Source organism: Saccharibacillus qingshengii (assembly GCF_013185195.1).
Taxonomy (GTDB): domain Bacteria; phylum Bacillota; class Bacilli; order Paenibacillales; family Paenibacillaceae; genus Saccharibacillus; species Saccharibacillus qingshengii.
Genome location: NZ_JAAZWC010000001.1, coordinates 181,978 through 202,098, shown reverse-complemented (window position 1 = coordinate 202,098; position 20,121 = coordinate 181,978). Strand labels below are relative to the sequence as shown.

The 20,121-nt window shown below is 57.4% G+C and carries 16 protein-coding genes; 11 read left to right on the top strand and 5 right to left on the bottom strand.

What is annotated here, in order from left to right:
- Positions 1 to 137: 137 nt before the first annotated feature.
- Positions 138 to 1,370 (bottom strand): aminopeptidase, encoded by a 1,233-nt coding sequence (locus HRQ60_RS00895; protein WP_172193751.1) that lies wholly within the window; start codon positions 1,368 to 1,370, stop codon positions 138 to 140.
- 228 nt (positions 1,371 to 1,598) lie between these two features.
- Here HRQ60_RS00895 and HRQ60_RS00890 point away from each other — a divergent pair, with 228 nt between their 5' ends.
- Positions 1,599 to 2,567 carry a glycoside hydrolase family 43 protein gene (locus HRQ60_RS00890; RefSeq protein WP_172193750.1) on the top strand — a complete coding sequence of 323 codons (969 nt, stop codon included), beginning with the start codon at positions 1,599 to 1,601 and terminating at the stop codon, positions 2,565 to 2,567.
- Positions 2,568 to 2,715: 148 nt separating this feature from the next.
- Here HRQ60_RS00890 and HRQ60_RS00885 read toward each other — a convergent pair whose 3' ends face one another.
- From HRQ60_RS00885 to HRQ60_RS00875, 3 genes are all read right to left on the bottom strand, one after another.
- Positions 2,716 to 3,768 (bottom strand): NAD(P)/FAD-dependent oxidoreductase, encoded by a 1,053-nt coding sequence (locus tag HRQ60_RS00885; RefSeq protein WP_172193749.1) that lies wholly within the window; start codon positions 3,766 to 3,768, stop codon positions 2,716 to 2,718.
- A 218-nt stretch (positions 3,769 to 3,986) separates the two neighbouring features.
- A complete protein-coding gene (locus HRQ60_RS00880) occupies positions 3,987 to 5,924 on the bottom strand; it encodes an SEC-C domain-containing protein (RefSeq protein ID WP_172193748.1) in 1,938 nt (645 codons plus the stop codon).
- Positions 5,921 to 6,346: a hemerythrin domain-containing protein gene (locus HRQ60_RS00875; protein WP_172193747.1), complete on the bottom strand. Its 426-nt coding sequence runs from the start codon at positions 6,344 to 6,346 to the stop codon at positions 5,921 to 5,923. Before HRQ60_RS00875 ends, HRQ60_RS00880 begins: the two co-directional genes overlap by 4 nt.
- A gap of 206 nt (positions 6,347 to 6,552) precedes the next feature.
- Between HRQ60_RS00875 and HRQ60_RS00870 the strand changes: the two genes are divergently transcribed.
- From HRQ60_RS00870 to modB, 5 genes are all read left to right on the top strand, one after another.
- Complete coding sequence (locus HRQ60_RS00870) at positions 6,553 to 7,272, top strand: YwiC-like family protein (protein ID WP_172193746.1); 720 nt, start codon at positions 6,553 to 6,555, stop codon at positions 7,270 to 7,272.
- A gap of 39 nt (positions 7,273 to 7,311) precedes the next feature.
- Positions 7,312 to 8,448 carry a TIGR04053 family radical SAM/SPASM domain-containing protein gene (locus HRQ60_RS00865; RefSeq protein WP_172193745.1) on the top strand — a complete coding sequence of 379 codons (1,137 nt, stop codon included), beginning with the start codon at positions 7,312 to 7,314 and terminating at the stop codon, positions 8,446 to 8,448.
- The gene (hemG, locus tag HRQ60_RS00860) at positions 8,445 to 10,052 is read left to right on the top strand and encodes a protoporphyrinogen oxidase (RefSeq protein ID WP_172193744.1); all 1,608 of its coding nucleotides are present in this window, start codon (positions 8,445 to 8,447) and stop codon (positions 10,050 to 10,052) included. The genes HRQ60_RS00865 and hemG overlap by 4 nt, the downstream gene beginning before the upstream one ends.
- Before the next feature lie 260 nt (positions 10,053 to 10,312).
- Positions 10,313 to 11,209 (top strand): molybdate ABC transporter substrate-binding protein, encoded by an 897-nt coding sequence (gene modA, locus HRQ60_RS00855; RefSeq protein WP_172193743.1) that lies wholly within the window; start codon positions 10,313 to 10,315, stop codon positions 11,207 to 11,209.
- Entirely contained in the window at positions 11,206 to 11,892 is a 687-nt protein-coding gene (gene modB / locus HRQ60_RS00850) for a molybdate ABC transporter permease subunit (RefSeq protein WP_172193742.1), read from the top strand. The genes modA and modB overlap by 4 nt, the downstream gene beginning before the upstream one ends.
- Positions 11,893 to 11,998: 106 nt before the next feature.
- Here modB and HRQ60_RS00845 read toward each other — a convergent pair whose 3' ends face one another.
- Positions 11,999 to 12,883: an SDR family oxidoreductase gene (locus HRQ60_RS00845; protein WP_172193741.1), complete on the bottom strand. Its 885-nt coding sequence runs from the start codon at positions 12,881 to 12,883 to the stop codon at positions 11,999 to 12,001.
- A gap of 112 nt (positions 12,884 to 12,995) precedes the next feature.
- On the opposite strand from HRQ60_RS00845, the gene HRQ60_RS00840 reads away from it, so the two are divergent.
- The 5 genes from HRQ60_RS00840 to narI all read left to right on the top strand — a co-directional run bounded on the left by HRQ60_RS00840 (position 12,996) and on the right by narI (position 20,119).
- On the top strand, positions 12,996 to 13,412 hold the full coding sequence (locus HRQ60_RS00840; RefSeq protein ID WP_172193740.1) for a MerR family transcriptional regulator: 417 nt from the start codon (positions 12,996 to 12,998) through the stop codon (positions 13,410 to 13,412).
- 214 nt (positions 13,413 to 13,626) lie between these two features.
- Positions 13,627 to 17,301: a nitrate reductase subunit alpha gene (locus HRQ60_RS00835; RefSeq protein WP_172193949.1), complete on the top strand. Its 3,675-nt coding sequence runs from the start codon at positions 13,627 to 13,629 to the stop codon at positions 17,299 to 17,301.
- Positions 17,291 to 18,877: a nitrate reductase subunit beta gene (narH, locus tag HRQ60_RS00830; RefSeq protein WP_172193739.1), complete on the top strand. Its 1,587-nt coding sequence runs from the start codon at positions 17,291 to 17,293 to the stop codon at positions 18,875 to 18,877. The genes HRQ60_RS00835 and narH overlap by 11 nt, the downstream gene beginning before the upstream one ends.
- Positions 18,870 to 19,436: a nitrate reductase molybdenum cofactor assembly chaperone gene (gene narJ, locus HRQ60_RS00825; protein WP_172193738.1), complete on the top strand. Its 567-nt coding sequence runs from the start codon at positions 18,870 to 18,872 to the stop codon at positions 19,434 to 19,436. Before narH ends, narJ begins: the two co-directional genes overlap by 8 nt.
- Positions 19,433 to 20,119, top strand: a complete 687-nt coding sequence (narI, locus tag HRQ60_RS00820; RefSeq protein WP_172193737.1) for a respiratory nitrate reductase subunit gamma — start codon at positions 19,433 to 19,435, stop codon at positions 20,117 to 20,119. Before narJ ends, narI begins: the two co-directional genes overlap by 4 nt.
- Positions 20,120 to 20,121: the final 2 nt, after the last annotated feature.

Below are 20,121 nucleotides of genomic sequence, written 5' to 3'. Positions count from 1 at the left end.
AGGGGAGCGGGCTTAGACTTGAGTCAGCCATTCGCCCGTTTTTCGGATAAGCATACCGAAAAGCCCTTCGGCTTCCCGCAAGGGAAGCCGAAGGGCTTTTGGCGTGCCCGCGGGATGCGGGCAGGAGGTTTGATGATTTAGAACGCCCAGCTGCCGCCGCGGAAGACCGGTTCGGCGCTGCCATCCTGTGTGATACCGTCGATGTTCATTTCGGCGGATCCGATCATGAAGTCGACGTGCGTGATGCTCTGGTTGATGCCGGCTTCGGCCAGTTCTTCGCGGGACATCGTTTTGCCGCCTTCGATATTGAACGCGTAGGCGCTGCCGATCGCGAGGTGGTTCGAAGCATTCTCGTCGAACAGCGTATTATAGTAGAGAATGCCCGAATCGGAAATCGGAGATTTATGCGGCACGAGTGCCACTTCGCCGATATAATGCGAACCTTCGTCCATTTCGACGAGACGTTTGAGCGTCTCCAGACCCTGCTCGGCTTTTACGTCGACGATGCGTCCGTTCTCGAACGTCAGCGTGAAGTTGTCGATGATATTGCCGCCGTAGCTGAGCGGCTTCGTGCTGGACACGGTGCCGCTCACGCCCGTCTTGAGCGCGGCCGTGAACACTTCTTCGGTTGGCATATTGGCCACAAAGGCAGATCCGCGTTCGCTTTCGCTGTCGGCTGCGACCCACAGATGCGTGGACGGCAGTTCGATCGTCAGATCGGTACCCGGTGCGGTGTAATGCAGAGCTTTGTATTTCTTGTCGTTGAGATACGTCGCTTTGGCGGTCAGCGTCTCGATATGCTGCTGCCAAGCCGCGACCGGATCCGGCTGATCGATGCGAACCGCTTTGAAGATCGCGTCCCACATCGCCGGGATCTGTTCTTCTTTCGGCAGGTGAGGGAACACTTTGGCGGCCCAGGCAGCCGAAGGAACAGCCACGATCGACCAGGCGAGCTTGTCGGACTGCACGTATTGGCGGTATTTGCTCAGCGCTTCGCCGGATACTTTTTGCAAGGTCGAGATTCGGGAAGGATCTACGCCGCTCAGCAGGTCGGGGTTATTCGAGACCACCGCGAGCATGGCGCCGCCGTTCTCCGCGAGTTCTTCGCGTTCCGCCGCCATCCATTTCGGCGCTATTTCGAACGAGTCGTCGGGAGCGAGATCGTAGCGCATCCGCGTAATGGCTTCGTCGGCCAGATTGACTTTGACCAATTTGGCACCTGCCGCGTAAGCGTGTTTCACGACAAGGCGTACGTATTCGAGCGAATCCGCGCTGGCGTCGATCATCAGAATCTGCCCGGGCTGTACATTCACACCGACTTTGACTGCGAGTTCGGCGTATTTGTTAAGGTTCGTTTGAAAATCCGACATGATAGTCCTCCGTTTCGTCACTTGCTTGAGTAAGATAAAAGCTATGCTTTCCATTGTACAAGATCGCGCGGGGAAAGGAAATCTAACATTGGTTAATTCGAAGCGGCAAGGAAGAGGATTTCTGCGAAAATCATAGATTTTGTGTGGTAAAGCAGGAACTCGAAATAAGGAAAGCGAAGATTGAAGCATTCAAGGCATCGTCCAATTTTGCAGCCAAAGGAGCTTCCCATGAAACCGACCTTTCACCAGCCGCTTGTCACGCATCTGTATACCGCCGATCCGTCCGCTCACGTTTTTGAAGGCCGCATCTATATCTATCCTTCGCACGATCTGGATCACGACGAACCCAGCAACGACAACGGAGATCAATACAAGATGGAAGACTACCACGTGTTCTCGATGTCGAATACGGTTTCGCCGGTTGTAGACCATGGAGAAGTGCTGCATGTGCGCGATGTGCCTTGGGCTTCCCGGCAGATGTGGGCGCCCGACGCGGCTTACCGAAACGGCCGTTATTATCTCTTTTTCCCCGCACGGGATCATGAAGGCGTTTTCCGGATCGGCGCTGCGACTTCGGATTCGCCGGCAGGGCCGTTCCGAGCGGAAGCGCATTACATTCCGGGCAGCTTCAGTATCGATCCGGCCGTATTTATCGACGATGATAACCGGGCGTATCTGTACTTTGGCGGATTATGGGGAGGTCAGCTCGAAAAATGGCAGTCCGGAACTTTCGAACCCGACCGGGTGGACGGGCCGGCAGCCGGCCAACCGGCTCTGGGACCGCGTGCAGCCCGCCTGAGCGAAGATCTGCTGAATTTCGAAAGTGCGCCTCGGGAGATTTCTATCGTGGACGAGGGCGGAGCGCCCATTACGGCAGACGACGAAGAACGCCGTTATTTCGAAGGTCCGTGGATGCACAAATACCGGGGACTGTATTATTTGTCTTATTCGACCGGAACGACGCATAAGCTGGTTTATGCGACGTCCGAACATCCGGAAGGGCCGTTCACTTACCGCGGGGTAATTCTGAATCCCGTCATCGGCTGGACGACCCATCATTCCATTGTGGAATTCGAAAACAAATGGTATTTGTTCTATCACGACAGCTCGCTTTCCGAAGGCGTCAACCACAAGCGCTGTATCAAGTTTGCCGAACTTCATTACCATGAAGACGGGACGATCCGGACTGTGCTCTAAGCGCTCCAAGTCCGGCGGGAATCGGCAGAGACGGCTCTTTGAGCCGGGCAAATCGGATTAAAAAAGACCCTTGACCCGCATCGAATGCGGATCAAGGGTCTTTTTGGCTTACGGGAACGGGGATCGTCGATTCGATCCGCTCGCTGATCTATTTGTTATACAGTTCATTCATGATTTCGCGGTTTTTTTCTTTGAACAATTCATTATGGGAAGAGACCATCCCGTAACCGACCGCATCCGGCTTGATGAACTGCTTGGCTTTGTTCACTGCGTTCGCCGCGTCCTGGAACGCTCCGGCGATCAGGTGAAGTTTGCCGTCATGATGCAGAATGTCGCCGGCCGCGAAAATGCCCGGCACGGACGTCTCGCTCGACGAGGAACCGAGAATCTGATACTCGTTCATCTCGATCTTGATTTCGCTTTTTTTCAGGAGTTCCGTATCGCGCTGGTAACCGTGGCTGATAATGACATCGTCCACAGCCAGTTCGAATTCCTCGCGGTCTTCATTTTTTTCGAGCAGAACCTTTTCGATCTCCGAATGGTCCTCGCTCGCGGTCAACCGCTTGATCGAAGCGCTGAGCAGCAGTTCGACGCCGTTTGCTTTCATCTTCGTAATGTCGGCTTCGTGTCCTTTGATTTCTTCTTTGCGGTAGGTCAGGTACACTTTTTTGGCAAAAGGAGCGAGTTCGTTGGCCCAGTCTACGGCCGAATGACCGCCTCCCGAGATCAGAACCGTCTTGTCCTTGAAGCGGGAGATCGACTTCACGGTATAATGCAGATTTGTCACTTCGAAGCGTTCCGCTCCTTCGATATCCAGACGGGTCGGATTCAGAATGCCGCCGCCTACGGCGAGAATGATCGATTTGGATCGATGCAGCTCGCCCGAGAGGGTATGGAGCACGAAATGTCCGTCTTCTTCCGTCCGGCTGATCGAGGTCACTTTCTCGTTCAGCACGACATCAGGCTTGAACGTGAGACCCTGCTCGACCGTCTGTTCGATCAGCTTCGCGCCGGGCATCGGCGTCAGGCCGCCCACGTCCCAGATCATTTTCTCCGGGTAGACGTGGACTTTGCCGCCGAGAAACGGTTGATACTCAATGATCTTCGTCTTCATTTCGCGCAGTCCGCTATAGAAAGCAGAGAATAATCCCGCAGGTCCTCCGCCGATAATCGTAACGTCCCAGACTTCGATATTTTCCATGTAAATGGGCCTCCTCTATGTATGCAAAACTTTGTAGATAATGATAATCAATATCATTAAAGAGTATACCAGCATTTTTCCCTGGAATACAATACCGGTTTTGCAGATTGCGAAGCTTGTGCAGCGGATCGCGCCGCGCCGGCCTGGCGGCTGCACAAAAAAGCCCGAAAACGGCGCTGCCGTTTTCGGACTCTGGATCGCTGAACGATGGCTGACAATCAGGAAGGAGAGGATTCCTGCCGCTGAAGGGCGGGACGAAGCAGGGTCCAGATCAAGCGCGCTTCCTCGGGGGAACGCGGAGTCACTACGGACGCCCGCGGATAAGGATCCGCCGCCGGCCGGTTCCAGACATATTTTTCGGCATACGGATTCGCTTCGACGGCCGCTTCGTACGACCTCTGCGCGTCGGATCCGAGAGGATCGCGCCGGTAGGCGATCGCCCAATCGAACCAGCGGTAAAAGGCATTGTCGCCGGAACCTTCGCCGTAATGGCCGAGCAGTCCCGAAGCCGCATCAAGGTCGCCTTTGGCAATCAGCGCGGACAGGGCCGGATAACGCGCACCCTGATGATCGGCCGGATTATCCTGCAGCAGCCGATACAGCCGCCGGAATGCGGCCTCGTATCGCCCGGACTCCAGTTCGTACACGGCTCGGCGCAGCAGAATGCGCATATACGGACGATTCGGCAGATGCAGCCAAACCGGCTGGATATCGGGTTCGTAGCTTCGAAGAGCCGCCTGCTCGGCTTGTTCCAGCAGCTTCTCCCGGATGTCCGCTTCCGCCTCGGTTTCTGCTTGCATCAGCCGGACATCGGCGCTGTCGGGATCGAGGCGGACAGCTTGTTCAAGCTTTTCCCGGCGGAAATCTTCTTCCCGCGCCAAGTAGGCTTCATACATACGGAGCTGGGCTTCTTCTTCGCGTGAAGCCGGCAGGTAAGGGATTCGGGAGAAATAATCCATCTGGCGCCGCAGCGCGGCTTCGCCTTGAATATCCAGATCCTTGATATGCATATACAGCTGCCATTGACGGTATTCTTCGGCTTCCGGATCGGTACCGACGCGGAAGCCGATCTGTTCTTCTTCCTCCCGGTAAGCCGACGTTTTCCGTTCAAAAGCCAACATGTCTTCGGCCAGACGTTCGGCCTGCGCCGGGTTGGCACCGAATAGGTGGACAAGGCTCGCAAAATCTTCGCCCTGCGGCAGCCAACCGCGAAGTCCGCCGAAACGAACAGCGGCGGCCGCAGCGGTTCCCGCATCCGGCGTCTCCCGTTTGATTCGGCGTTTGAGAAAGCGGAAAAAGACATCCATCAGCCGGTCGTTCTTGAGATCGCGCTCAATCAGGAAACCTTCAAGTCTTTCGATCGCCGCGGTTATGGATGGAGGCAGAGTCCCGTCCGGGGAACCGGCCGAACTTTGCGCATCGCCGAACATTTCGTAAACGGCCGCGAAGTTCGACCTATAGAAATCAGCCGTGTCCGGCTGGCCCGATGTCCGGAACCGTTCTTCCAACTGCAGCAGCGGAGCCTCTTCGGGATCTTCAATCGAGACCAGGCTGTTCAGCGGCGCGAGCGGTTCGGCCGGATCCAAACCCGGAATCCAGAAACCGATCACAAGGGTTCCCGGTTGGGGGCGGAACGTATCATCCGTACGCAGGCGCAGCGTTTCTCCGGTGAGCAGCTCCGACGCAGCGGCGAAACCGGCGGATTCCGCCGCTTCCGGACGTGCGGCGCTGCCTGCGGGAACAATGTGCAGGACGGCGAATCGCGGATCAACCCAGCGGGATAAGGCTTCGGCGGCCGCTGCATTTCGGTCATTTCGTGCTTCGGATCCGACAAATTCGTTCCAGATTCCGACCGACTGCCCGAAGAAAAAAGTATCGCCGATGATCGAGTCCGTTTTTTCGGCGCCGTACGAAACCTTCAGTCCGGGTTCCATCTCCCGCTTCCAGGCGGAAAGACTTTTCTGCTCGGCGGGGCGGGGGTGGTTCTCGAAAAACCGGCGCAGCACCGATTCCAGTATTTGGCGCTTCCCATCGTCGCGCCGGCGTTCGTCGTCCCGACCCGCACAGCATTTCTTGTATTTCAAACCGCTTCCGCAGGCGCAGGGCTCATTGCGGCGCGAACCGGACGGGGAGGAAGAGAGCGGCGCAGCATTCATCCGCGCGGCTCCTCCAGCAGCAGACGTTCTTCTTCGCGGCTGTGAATGGCATTAACGACGATCAGGGCCTGGAACTGCCGCATGACTTCCGGCGTCATTCCTTCCTCGGCCAGCTCCTGCCGGATATCCGCGATAATCAGTCGCAAAATATCGTGATCCCGCGTCAGTTTGACCACGGACAGACGCCGCTGCGGATCATCGCCGGCCATCTCCTCGTAGAAACCTTCTTCCTCGGCGTCCGCATGGCTGAGAATACGCGTCACCCAATAATCGACCAGATGATCCGCCGCTTGACGGGCTACCTCGAACTCTCCCGCCTGAAGCAGCTGTTCCACTTCTTCCGTTTTATCGATTGCGCCGCTTAGGCCGCCTTCATGAATCGCATGATGGGCATGCAGTTGGCGCAGGGATGGTCCTCCCATATCGATTCCTCCTTTTTTCGTATAGATCGGCTGTTATTGAACGGTTTTTTTAGCTGATTGGATCGCTTTTCCGGGTTCAGTATAGCATGCGCAAAGGTTCAAAAAAGGATGGTTAGGCATTTCCCGGATCGAAACAGGGAAGTCCCTGATTGGTTGGCGCCTATCCGGTTCTATAGAATGAAACCCGTAAGGAAGGAGGAACGACCATGAATCGTTATATTCCCAATCAGCACGGCGCCTGGGCAATGCTGCTGCTGCCGTTTCTGCTCGGATTGTCGGTTGCCGGAGCCCGTACGGTACATATTCCGCTGTTTTTATGCTGGCTGTTCATGTATTTGTTTAGTTTCCCCGTGCTTCAATGGATCAAGACCAGGCGGACAGAACGCTACCTCAAGCCTGCGGTTGTCTACGGGGTCATTTTGATTCCGCTGGTGGGGATCGTGGTAGGGGCTCAGCCCAAGCTGATCGGCTACGGCATTCTGCTGCTGGCTGCGTTTGCGATTCCCGCTTATTTTGCCAAAAACAAAAACGAACGCGCCCTGCTCAACGACATCGTCGCCATTTTGCTGTTCTGCTCGTTTATTTATCCGGTCGTCTACGTCAGCGCAGGCATCGAAGCCGATTGGACGAGGACCACGCTGCTGTTCCTGCTGCTCGGCTTGTACTTCGTCGGGACCGCTCTGTACGTCAAGACCGTGATCCGCGAGAAGAAGAATCCGCGTTACTACCGGATCTCGGTCGGCTATCACGCCCTGCTGATTCCGTTCGCCGCCTGGCTCAGTCTGCCGCTCGCTCTTGTGTTTGCGATTCTGCTGCTGCGTGCGGTCTTCCTGCCGAAAAAAGGGCTGAAGATCAAGCAGACGGGAACAGCCGAGATCGGATTCGCAGTCCTGCTGTATCTGTCCGTGCTGCTTGTATACCTATGATTGAGAGTGTCAAAAAAAGCGAAAAAGGAGTCCTGCCCGATGAATAGACCGGCTGTTCCCCCGCAAGATTACTCGGTCAATCCGTTTATCGTGATCTGGGAAGTGACCCGGGCCTGCGCACTCAAATGTCTGCACTGCCGGGCCGAAGCGCAGTACCGGGCCGATCCGAATCAGCTGTCGCCGGAAGAAGGCAAAGCGCTGATCGACCGGATCGCGCTGATGAACCCTCCGCTGCTGGTTTTTACGGGAGGCGACCCGCTTATGCGACCCGATCTGTTCGAATTGGCGCGGTATGCGATCGAAGAGAAAGGGCTGTCGGTATCCATGACGCCAAGCGCTACGCCCCGGGTGACCCATTCCGCTGTCGAAAAAGCGAAAGAAGTCGGTTTGTCGCGCTGGGCGTTCAGTCTTGACGGTTCTTGTGCCGAAATTCACGATCATTTCCGGGGAACGCCGGGATCGTTCGACACGACGCTGCGCGGAATCGGCTATCTGCAGGAGCTCGGCATTCCGATTCAGATCAATACAACCGTCTCCCGTTACAATTTGCAGGATCTGCAGGCGATTGCGGAGCGCGTCAAACAAATGGGAGCCGTGCTGTGGAGTCTCTTTTTTCTTGTTCCGACCGGCCGGGCCGCACAAAAAGATATGATTGACGCCGACGAGCACGAAGCCGTCTTGAGATGGCTTTATGAAACGGGGCAGCGCATGCCGTACGGTGTAAAAGCGACGGAGGCGCCGCATTACCGCAGAGTGGCGACGCAGATGGCGCAGGAGAAGACGCACACCGCTTCGCAGAAGCTTTCCGATCTCCCGAAAACGGCACCGCCGGGATTCAAACGTACCGACGTTCTCGGACGCGCCCCCAAAGGCGTGAACGACGGCGACGGATTTCTTTTTATCAGCCATGTAGGGGATGTGTATCCGAGCGGATTCCTGCCTCTTCGATGCGGCAATGTACGCGAACAAGCGCTGGAAGACATCTATCGGGAATCCGATATCATGCGGAATTTGCGCGACAAGTCACAGCTCAAAGGCAAATGCGGAGTCTGCGAGTACAAGCGGCTCTGCGGAGGATCGAGAGCCCGTGCTTACGCGGTCACCGGCGATTATCTGGCAAGCGATCCCGTTTGCGCTTATATTCCGCAAGTTTGGAGAGGAGAACAGGAAACATGAACAAGCAAACCCTGCCGTCGCCCGGAAAAGCAGTCGGATCCGACCGGAAAGTCGTGATACTCGGCGGAGGCATCAGCGGTCTAAGTGCGGCGTATTATCTGCAAAAAGAAGCGGTGCAGCAAGGGATTTCCCTTGAGATTACGGTAGTCGAAGCGGATAATCGCCTCGGCGGACGGCTGCAGACGCAGCGAAAAGACGGATTCCTGATCGAAAAAGGGCCCGATGCGTTTCTTGCGCGCAAGCCCGCCATTATGGAATTGACGGACGAACTTGGCCTGACCGAACGCCTGATGCCGACCAACCCCGATGCCAAGACCAGCTACATCCTCCACAAAGGCCGGATGCATCCGATGCCGATGGGATTTATTCTGGGCATTCCGACGAAATTAAGTCCTTTTATCCGCACGGGATTGATCTCGCCGCTTGGCAAACTGCGTGCGGCTTTGGATTTCTTCAAACCGGCGCGCCGGATCGGCGAAGACGAAGCGCTGGGCGATTTTATCGAACGGCGGCTGGGTAGGGAAGTGCTGGAACAGATCACCGAACCGCTGCTGGCCGGCATTTATGCGGGAGATACGCGTTCGCTCAGCGTCATGGCGACTTTTCCCCAATTCAAAGCGATGGAAGCAAACAGCGGGAGCCTGATCAAAGGCATGGCGCGCGGAGGCGGACGTCCCAAACCGCAGACGGCCAAAAAAACGAGCGGCGTAAGCCCCAACGATGGAAGCTCAGCGGTGCGGAGCGCCAGAAAATCGGGAGGTGCAGGGGCGGCTGTCGGCAAAAGCATGTTTTTGTCGTACCGGGGAGGCCTGTCGGAATTGATCGCACGCCTCGAAGAAAAACTGCTGGATCAAGGCGCGCGGTTTGTTCAAGGCAGCGGCGCCGCTTCGCTGACGCGGCTGCCTAATGGAAGTTATGACATTGGGCTGCAAAGCGGGGAAACGCTGAATGCGGACGGCGTGATCTGCGCGGTGCCCGCTTATGAAGCGGCGCGGCTGCTGGGTGAACAGATCGAAGCCTCTTCGCGGCTGCGAAGAATCGATTATGTGTCGGTCGCCAATATTGCGCTGGCTTACCGTACAGCCGACCTGAATATCTCGTTCGAACGTTCCGGATTTCTCGTTCCGCGCAAAGAAGGCAAACGGATCACGGCCTGCACCTGGTCGTCGACCAAGTGGACCCATGTCGCCCCCGAAGGGCAGACGCTGCTGCGGACTTATATCGGCCGCTCGGGTGCGCAGGAATGGACATCCATGAGCGATGCCGAACTGATCGAAGAGGCCCGGCGCGACCTGCGCGAACTGACGGGACTCGATGCCGATCCCCGGTGGTCGCAGGTCAACCGCTGCTTGTCGGCGATGCCGCAGTATCCGGTGGGTCATGTGGACAGCATGCGGCGCATTACCGAAGAACTGGAAGATAAGCGGCCGGGCGTTCTTCTGTGCGGAGCCGGATACGGCGGCGTCGGCATTCCCGACTGCATCGCCGGAGGAAGGGAAGCCGCACGCATCCTGCTGCGTCGGCTTCCGGGCCTTGGAGCCGCGAACACCGGTATCGATCGGGCCGCCAACGAACAAGACGCGGTTCTGCCCGCTTCCTCCTAACCGTTCTCCCCGTTGAGTGTTCGAAGGCACTAGTCCTTTGACCCCGATAAAAGTAAGGTTGCGCCCCTTGAGATTTCGTACCTGAAGCGTGTACGAAGTCTCCGACGGAATTGTTATTTCAGGCGAACGTAAACCTCTGATTGGATAGAGTCAAGCGACTGGACTGATCGAAAAAGATTGTGTATCGTAACGTAATGAGGTGAACAGCCCGGTCGTTCGAGAACGTCTTCGGATACCGCGGCAAAAAGGAGAGGACTTGCATGAACAATCGAACCTTTCTTCGGTTCCTTGGCATCCGGCGGACGTCGGGCCAGGCAGCCGTGCGATGGCTGCCGCTGCTTGCCCTGCTGCTGATCCTGTCGGCCTGCGGCGCGAAGCCGGTCGAACGCGCGGCTTCCGATCCGGAAACTGCCGGGCAGGTATCCGGGTCCGTCAGCTCCGCAGCCGCAGACCGAGCGGATGCCGAACCCGTCACGCTGACCATTTCGGCCGCCGCCAGCTTGACCGACGCGCTGGGAGAGATTGAGCGCACGTATGAAGCGTCGCATCCGTACGTCGAACTGGATTTCAACTTCGGCGCTTCCGGCGCGCTTCAGCAGCAGATCGAGCAGGGGGCTCCGGCCGATCTGTTCTTGTCCGCTTCTTCCCGGAATATGCAGGCGCTGCTGGACGGGGGCCTGATTGACGCCAAGCAGGAAACGGACTGGCTGACCAATACGTTGGTCGCGGTTGCCCCGAATGACTCGCCTCTCTCGAAGATCGAAGATCTGAAAAGCAGCGAAATCAAGCATATCGCGATCGGAATTCCGGACAGCGTGCCGGCCGGCAAATACGCGCAGGAAGCGCTGACGAACGCCGGACTGTGGGACTCGCTGCAGGGCAGGCTCGTTCAGGGCAAAGACGTCCGCCAGGTGCTGCAGTATACGGAAACCGGCAACGCCGACGTGGGCTTTGTGTACAAGACGGACGCCCTCACTTCCGAACAAGTCAAAATCGCGTTCGATGTCGATCCGGACAGCTACTCGCCGATCCTGTATCCGATCGGCATCGTCCAAGCGACCCGGCACGAAGAAGCGGCTCTGGCATTCTACGACTACCTGCAAACGCCGGAAGCGCTGCAGGTTCTGAGCGGCTTCGGCTTCTCCGCGGCGCAATGACCCTGCTGGCGGAGTTCGGACGAAGCGATTATTGGCCGCCGGTCCGCCTGTCGCTTCAAGTGGCGCTGCTGTCCAGCGTCATCGTGATCGTGTTGGGCACGGCCGCTGCCTGGTGCATGTCGAGGCGCGAACGGTTCCGCGGCAAAACGGTGTTGGAGACGCTGTTTATGCTCCCGCTTGTGCTGCCGCCGACTGTAGTCGGCTTTCTGCTGCTGATGCTGCTCGGCCGACGCAGCGGGCTTGGTGCCCTGATTGAACGAATCTTTCATTCGCCGATCATCTTCTCCTGGTGGGCGGCGGTGATTGCGGCCGTCGTGGTGGCGTTCCCGCTCGTCTACCGGACGACGGTCGTAGGCTTCGAAGCGGTGGACCGCGACCTCGAAGATGCGGGCCGTTCGATCGGCGCGAACGAGCGCCAGGTATTCCGGCATATTACGCTGCCGCTGATCCTGCCGTCGCTCAAGACCGCTTACGTGCTGGGCTTCGCCCGCAGTCTCGGCGAATTCGGCGCGACGCTGATGATCGCGGGGAATATTCCGGGACGGACGCAGACGGTCCCGACGGCGATCTACGTGGCCGTGGACGCCGGGCATCTGTCGTCGGCTTGGGCCTGGACGGTTGCAATCGTGGCCATCTCGTTCGTTCTGCTCCTGCTGACGGGACGTCGGCCGGACAAGCCCTGAGCGATTCATGAACAGGGAAGGTTCCGCGAATCCGACCTAAGAAAGGCCGTTTACAGCGGAGCGTTCCGCTGTAAACGGCCTTTTTGACGCGAAGTAATCGGGCGGATCAGTCCTTGAAATAATAACCGGCTTCAAGATCCGCTATGAGCCCCGGCTGCTCCGGGTGCCAGTTCAGCTCCTGCTGCGTCCACGTACTCGAAGCAGGATTATCCGCCGTCGTCGCGGCGAAAGCGATCCAGCCGAAATGGGCAGCCGCTTCCTCGGCCGGAATCGAGACGGTCGGCAGGTTCAGGCCGCGTCCGATCGCTTCGGCGATCTCGCGAAAAGCAATCGCGGATTCGCCGACGCCGTGCAGCCGCGTTCCGGCCGGCGCCGATTCCAGCGCCAGACGGAACAAGCGGGCCGCATCCAGGCGATGCACGGCCGGCCAGCGGTTGGAGCCGTCGCCTACGTAAGCGGAGACGCCTTTATCGCGAGCCGTTTGGACCAGGACGCGGATGAATCCGTAATCGTCTGCGCCGTGCACGGTCGGCGAGAGCCGAACGACCGACGAGCGGATGCCGCGTTCGCTGAGTTCCGATACGGCTTGTTCGGCATATCTGCCAAGCGAAGCCGGAGCGTCCGCTTCCTCAGCCGGATGACCTTGTGTCATCAAGAGCATGCCCGACGTCAGCACGAACGGGCTGCCCGACTCTTCGAGTACCGCCCCGATCGCGTCCGTCGCCAGACGATCCGCTTCGACGGATGCCGCAAGATCCGAAAAGTCGTGGAGATACGCCAGATGGATCACGCCGTCCGCCGCTTCGGCTCCACGGCGCAGGCTGTCCAAATCGCCAAGTTCGCCGCGCAGAGGTTCCGCGCCGGCCTGCTTCAAGGCCGCGTCTCCTTTTTCCGAGCGCGAAAGCCCGATTACGCCGTGCCCCGCATCCAACAGCTCCCGTACAACCGCCATGCCGATAAATCCTGTCGCTCCCGTAACGAATACTTTCATTTTTTCCGCCTCCGTTTATGAATGTTTGGGCTGAATCTTGTTCTGCACCGATAGCGTAAACCCTAGAGTGAACTCTATAGCAAGGCTTGATTTTTCATGCTATGATTCGGCTATGGACAATACCTATTCGAGCAAGCAGGCGTCGGAAGTCACGGGACTGAGCGTCCATGCGCTGCGTTATTACGAAAAAGAAGGGCTGATCGACGGAATCCTGCGAGACGAGAACGGCTACCGCGTCTATTCGACTTCGGATATCGCCTGGTTTCAGGTCATTACGTATTTTCGCCGCCTCGGGCTATCGGTCAACGATATCAAGACGTTCAACATTCCCAAAGACGGAAGCGCCTCGAGCGCAGCGGCGCGGCGTGAATTCATGGAGAATTACCGCGAAAAAGTCGTCGAACAGATGAAAGAACTGCAGGATTCGCTGGAAAAGATCGATTATAAGATTGGATTTTTCAGGGATTTGGAGCGATTGGAACGAGCAGGAAAGGAGAACGCGGAAGACACAGGCCCACCAAGTGCGTAGGAGCAAGCAGGGGATTGGCAAACTAGCCGCCCCCGTATAAGGTGCGCGATACGAGTTTTATACAGATCAAAGCCCTTCTCTATCCGAGAAGGGCTTTTTCCTTTTAGGGTTTTCCCCGCGCGCTATAGGACATTCCCTAATGGGAACCCCGCTTCCGGTCTTTCATAATGAAAAGTAACCGAAAAGGAGTGTGGATCATCCGATGAAGAATCCGATGAAAAAGAAATTCAGCCTCAACTTTTTTAAACCGGTCGAGAGCTATTCCGGCAATTGGTCGATCCTCGAAGAAAAAAATAGAGAGTGGGAAAATGTCTACCGGCAGCGCTGGTCCCACGACAAAGTCGTTCGCACGACACACGGCGTCAACTGTACCGGATCGTGCAGTTGGAAAGTGTTCGTTAAGAACGGCATCATTACCTGGGAAAATCAGCAGATCGATTATCCGTCCTGCGGAGCGGATATGCCGGAATTCGAACCGCGAGGCTGTCCGCGGGGAGCGACGTTCTCCTGGTACGAATACAGTCCTCTGCGCGTGAAATACCCGTATATGCGCGGCAAGCTGCTGAGATTGTGGCAGGCGGCGCTGCAGGAACATGCCGACCCGATCGAAGCGTGGGCCAGTATTGTCGAGAATCCGGCCAAAGCTTCGGAATACAAGAAGGCCCGCGGCAAAGGCGGTCATATCCGTGTGAATTGGGACGATGTACTGCACCTGATCTCGGCCCAGCTCATCTACACGATCCGCAAATACGGACCCGACCGGATCGCCGGCTTCACGCCGATTCCGGCCATGTCGATGGTCAGCTACGCGTCCGGCGCGCGCTTCATCTCGCTGCTCGGCGGGCAGATGCTCAGTTTCTACGACTGGTACGCGGATCTTCCGCCGGCTTCGCCGCAAATCTGGGGCGAGCAGACGGACGTGCCGGAGTCGTCGGACTGGTACAACGCCGGCTACCTGATGATGTGGGGATCGAATGTGCCGCTCACGCGGACGCCGGATGCCCACTTTATGACGGAAGTCCGCTATAAAGGCACCAAAGTCGTCTCCGTCGCGCCCGATTTGGCGGAGAACGTCAAATTCGCCGACAACTGGCTTGCTCCCCATCCGGGCACGGACGCCGCACTTGCGCAGGCCATGACGCACGTGATTCTGGACGAGTTCTATCAGCAGCGCCAAGAACCGATGTTCCTGAATTATGCGAAGCAGTACACGGATATGCCGTTCCTGATTCTGCTTGATCCCCACGAAGACGTCTGGAAAGGCGGCCGTTTCCTGCGTTCGAGCGATCTCGGGGTGGACGAACCCCATGCCGACTGGAAACCGGTCATTTACGACGAGGCATCCGGCGAGATGCTTGTACCGAACGGCACGATGGGCCAGCGCTGGGAGCAGGGCAAGAAGTGGAATCTGATCCTCGAACGCGAAGACGGCACGAAAGTGGAACCTGCGCTGTCGGTCGAACCTCACGGCGGCCAATGGATCGAGATCGCTTTTCCATTCTTCGACAACGGCGGCAACGGTACATTCAAGCGGGTTATCCCGGCGAAAACCGTAACGCTTGCCGACGGTACGGTCCGCTATGCGGCAACCGTCTACGATCTGATGATGAGCCAATACGGCGTGGCGCGGACCGACAGTCCGTACAACGCTTCCGGCTACGACGATGCGGAATCGTTCTACACGCCGGCCTGGCAGGAAAAAGTGACCAGCGTCAAAGCCTCCGTCGTGACGCAGATCGCCCGCGAGTTCGCGCAGAATTCGCTCGATACTGGCGGCCGATCCATGATTATCATGGGCGCCGGCATCAACCACTGGTTCAACAGCGACACGATTTACCGCTCGATCCTGAACCTGGTCGTGCTGACCGCGTCGCAGGGCGTCAACGGCGGCGGATGGGCCCATTACGTCGGCCAGGAGAAATGCCGTCCGATCGAAGGCTGGTCGACGCTTGCTTTCGCCAAAGACTGGCAGGGACCGGCGCGGCTGCAGAACGCAACTTCGTTCTTCTACTTCGCGACCGATCAATGGCGCTATGAAGAAAGCGGCACCGATTCGCTGAAATCGCCGACCGGCGGAGACGTCACCTACCGTCACCCGGCCGATTACAACGTCTTGGCCGCGCGGCTCGGCTGGCTGCCTTCGTATCCGCAGTTCAACAAGAACAGCCTCATGTTCGCCGAAGAAGCGGCCCAAGACGGGCAGAAGAGCAACGAAGAGATCGTCAAGCGCGCTGCGGAAGAAGTGCGCAGCGGACAAACGCGCTTTGCGGTCGAAGATCCGGGCGCTCCGGAGAACTTCCCGCGTTCGCTGTTCATCTGGCGTTCGAATCTGATCTCAAGCTCCGCCAAAGGCCAGGAATATTTCATGAAGCATCTGCTCGGCGCGTCCGATGCGCTGCTGGCTACGCCGAACGAAGAACACAAGCCGGAAGAAATCGTGTGGCGCGAAGATGTGGAAGGCAAGCTCGACCTCATGGTCGCGCTGGATTTCCGCATGACGACCACGCCGCTGTACGCGGATATCGTGCTGCCGGCGGCAACCTGGTACGAGAAGACGGACTTGTCCTCGACGGACATGCACCCATTCGTCCATCCGTTCAATCCGGCGGTCAATCCTTTATGGGAATCCCGCTCGGACTGGGATATTTACCGCCGGCTGTCGGAAGTGTTCTCGGACATGGCCAAGACCCATCTGCCGGGCGTCTACAAAGACCTCGTGACCGCACCGCTCGGCCACGACTCGATCGGAGAAATTTCGCAGCCGATGGGCCTCGTCAAAGACTGGTCCAAAGGCGAGATCGAAGCGATCCCGGGCAAGACGATGCCGAACTTCAGCATCGTGGAACGCGATTACACGAAGATTCACGATAAATACACGTCGCTTGGTCCGAACCTTGCGGTCGGCAAGACGGGGGCGCACGGAGTCAGTTTCTCCGTGGCCGAAGAATACGAAGAACTCAAGCAGCTCAACGGCGTCTACTACGACGAATCGATCAAGGACGGGCTGCCCAAGCTGCAGACGGCAAGGCAGGCCGCGGACGCCATCTTGCATCTGTCGTCGGCGACGAACGGCCGCGTCTCGCAGAAAGCCTACGAATCGGCCGAACACGACCATGGGGTCGAACTCAAAGACATTTCCGCCGACCGCGCCGCGGAACGCATCACGTTCCAGAGCATCACGTCGCAGCCGCGCGAAGTCATTCCGACGCCGGTCTTCAGCGGTTCGAACAAGAAAGGCCGCCGCTATTCGCCGTTTACGACGAACATCGAGCGCCTGGTCCCGTTCCGGACACTGACCGGACGCCAGCATTTTTATCTCGATCACGAAATCTTCCTCCAATACGGCGAAGCGCTGCCGGTCTACAAACCGACGCTTCCGCCGATGGTGTTCGGGCCGCGCGACCGCGAAGTGAAAGGCGGATTGGATACGCTGGTGCTGCGCTATCTGACGCCGCACGGCAAGTGGAATATTCACTCCACCTACCAGGATAACCAGCATATGCTGACGCTGTTCCGCGGCGGTCCTACGGTATGGATCAACAACGAAGACGCGCTGGCGCACGATATCAACGACAACGACTGGCTCGAAGTCTACAATCGCAACGGCGTCGTCACGGCACGCGCCGTCGTCAGCCACCGGATGCCGCGGGGCACGATGTTCATGTATCACGCCCAGGACAAGCATATTCAAGTACCGGGCTCCGAGATTACCGATACCCGGGGCGGGAGCCACAACGCGCCGACGCGGATCCATCTGAAGCCGACGCAGATGGTCGGCGGCTATGCGCAGCTCAGTTACGGCTTCAATTATTACGGGCCGATCGGCAACCAGCGCGACGTCTACGTAGCCGTTCGCAAAATGAAGGAGGTCAACTGGCTTGAAAATTAAAGCGCAAATCGCAATGGTCATGAACCTCGACAAATGTATCGGCTGCCATACGTGCAGCGTGACCTGCAAGACGACCTGGACCAACCGCAAAGGCGCGGAGTACATGTGGTTCAACAACGTCGAGACGAAGCCGGGCATCGGGTATCCGAAGCGCTGGGAAGACCAGGAACTGTACAAAGGCGGCTGGCAGCTTCGCAAAGGCAAACTGGAACTGAAATCCGGCAACAAACTGTCCAAGATCGCGCTCGGCAAAATCTTCTACAATCCGGACATGCCGGAAATGAAAGATTATTACGAACCGTGGACGTACAACTACGAAAATCTCACCAATGCCAAAGACCAGGAGCATTCGCCGGTCGCGCGGGCCCATTCCGTCATTACGGGCGAGAAAATGGATCTGAACTGGGGCCCGAACTGGGAAGATGATCTGGCCGGCGCGCATATTACCGGCCCGCTCGACCCGAATATCCAGAAGATCGAAGAAGAGATCAAGTTCAACTTCGAAAAATCGTTCATGGTCTATCTGCCCCGTCTGTGCGAACACTGCCTGAATCCGAGCTGCGTCGCGTCGTGCCCGTCGGGTGCGATGTACAAGCGCGAAGAAGACGGCATCGTGCTGGTCGACCAGGAAGCCTGCCGCGGCTGGCGCTACTGCATGACCGGCTGCCCGTACAAGAAAGTCTATTTCAACTGGCAGACGAACAAAGCGGAGAAGTGCACATTCTGCTTCCCGCGGATCGAAGCGGGCCTGCCTACCGTATGTTCCGAGACCTGTACGGGCCGTATCCGCTACCTCGGCGTGCTGCTGTACGACGCGGACCGCGTCCATGAAGCGGCCTCGACGCCAAACGAGCAGGATCTGTACAAAGCGCAGTGCGACCTGTTCCTGAACCCGCACGATCCGGAGATCATCAAGCAGGCGCGCCGAGATGGCATTTCCGAAGACTGGATCGAAGGCGCGCAGAATTCGCCGGTCTACAAGCTCGCGATCGAGCATAAACTGGCGTTCCCGCTGCATCCGGAATACCGGACGCTGCCGATGGTCTGGTACGTGCCGCCGCTGAGTCCGATCATGAATTACTTCGAAGGACGGGACTCGATCGAGAATCCGGACATGATCTTCCCGGCGATCGAAGAGATGCGCACCCCGATCCAGTATCTGGCGAATATGCTGACCGCCGGCGATACGGTAACGGTGAAGGAATCTCTCCAGCGCATGGCCATGATGCGTTCCTATATGCGCGCCAAGACCACCAAGAAAGAATTCGACAACAGCCGCCTTGAACGTGTCGGTCTGACCGCGCGCCAAACGGAAGAGATGTACCGGCTGCTGGCGATCGCCAAATACGAAGACCGCTTCGTTGTACCGACTTCGCACCGCGAAGGTTACGTCAATCCGTACCGGGCGCAAGGAGCCGCGGGCTTCGGAGATATGATGGGAGCCATGGGGGCCAATACCGGCTGCGACGGCTGCGGGCCGACCGCATCTACGATCGATCCGAACTCGGAAGCCTCGTCCAAAACAGGCAAGGAAATGTACGAAGAAAACTTCTACGGGGGGATCTGGCGTGATTGACGTAACGAAGCTGTACGATTACAAGACTTCTTTCGGATTTTTTGCCAGTCAGCTCATGTATCCGCAAAAGCTGGATTTCCATCCGGCTTTTCTGGAAGAGTCGTTCGAAGCTGCGCACCCGGCTTACGCGGATGCGCATGCTTACTGGAATCGTATGCAGGAGCTGAGTCTGGACGAGATTCAGGAGCAGTATACGGAAACGTTCGATTTTCAAAAAGACTGCGCCCTGTATATGACCTATTTCAAGTTCGAAGATGCCAAAGAACGCGGACAAATGCTGCTGCGGCTCAAAATCCTGTACGAAATGTTCGGTCTGGAGATGCCTGAAGGCGAACTGCCGGATTATCTGCCGCTCATCTGCGAATTTCTGTATGCCGCGGAATGGATGAAAGAGCGCAAAGCGCCCGAAAACTTCCGGCTGATCTTCGGAGTGCTCGAAGACGGGACGTATCATTTGCTTGCCGCGCTTGAGAAGCTGGACAGCCCTTACCGCCATCTGGTGCAGGGGCTCCGCCGGACTTTGAAAGCCTGCCTAGAACAGGAGACCGTGAATCCATGAATATGTTCGATCAATTTCTGTGGGTGATCTTCCCATACGCCTGCCTGATGATCTTTGTGGTCGGCCACATTTTCCGCTATCGGCATGACCAGTTTAACTGGACGGCCAAATCGAGCGAATTTATCGAGAAAAAGCAGCTGATGTTCGGCAGTCTGCTGTTCCACCTCGGCATTATTCCGGTTATTTTCGGTCATCTGTCGGGCCTGCTTATCCCGAAATCGTGGATGGCCGCGATGGGAGTCAGCGAACACATCTACCATATCGGAGCAGTCTATATCGGAGGCATCTTCGGTGCGATGACGCTGATCGGCATGCTGCTGCTGACTTCCCGCCGCTTTACGATCCGGAACGTCCGGCGCCTCAGCTCCGCATCCGATCTGATCGTCAACGTGCTGCTGCTGTTTATCGTATTCATGGGCATGTATGCCACGCTGTTTACCAACGCGGTACAGCCCGAATTCGATTACCGCGAGTCCATTTCGGTCTGGTTCCGCGGATTGTTTACGCTGCGCCCGGATGCTTCCCTCATGCATAATGTCCCGATGTCGTTCAAGATCCATGCCCTTACGGGCTTTGCCATCTTCGCCTTTTGGCCGTTCAGCCGCCTCGTCCACGTATGGAGCGTTCCGTTGAATTATGTCGGAAGAAGTTATATCCTTTACAGAAGACACAAATCCAATTAGTT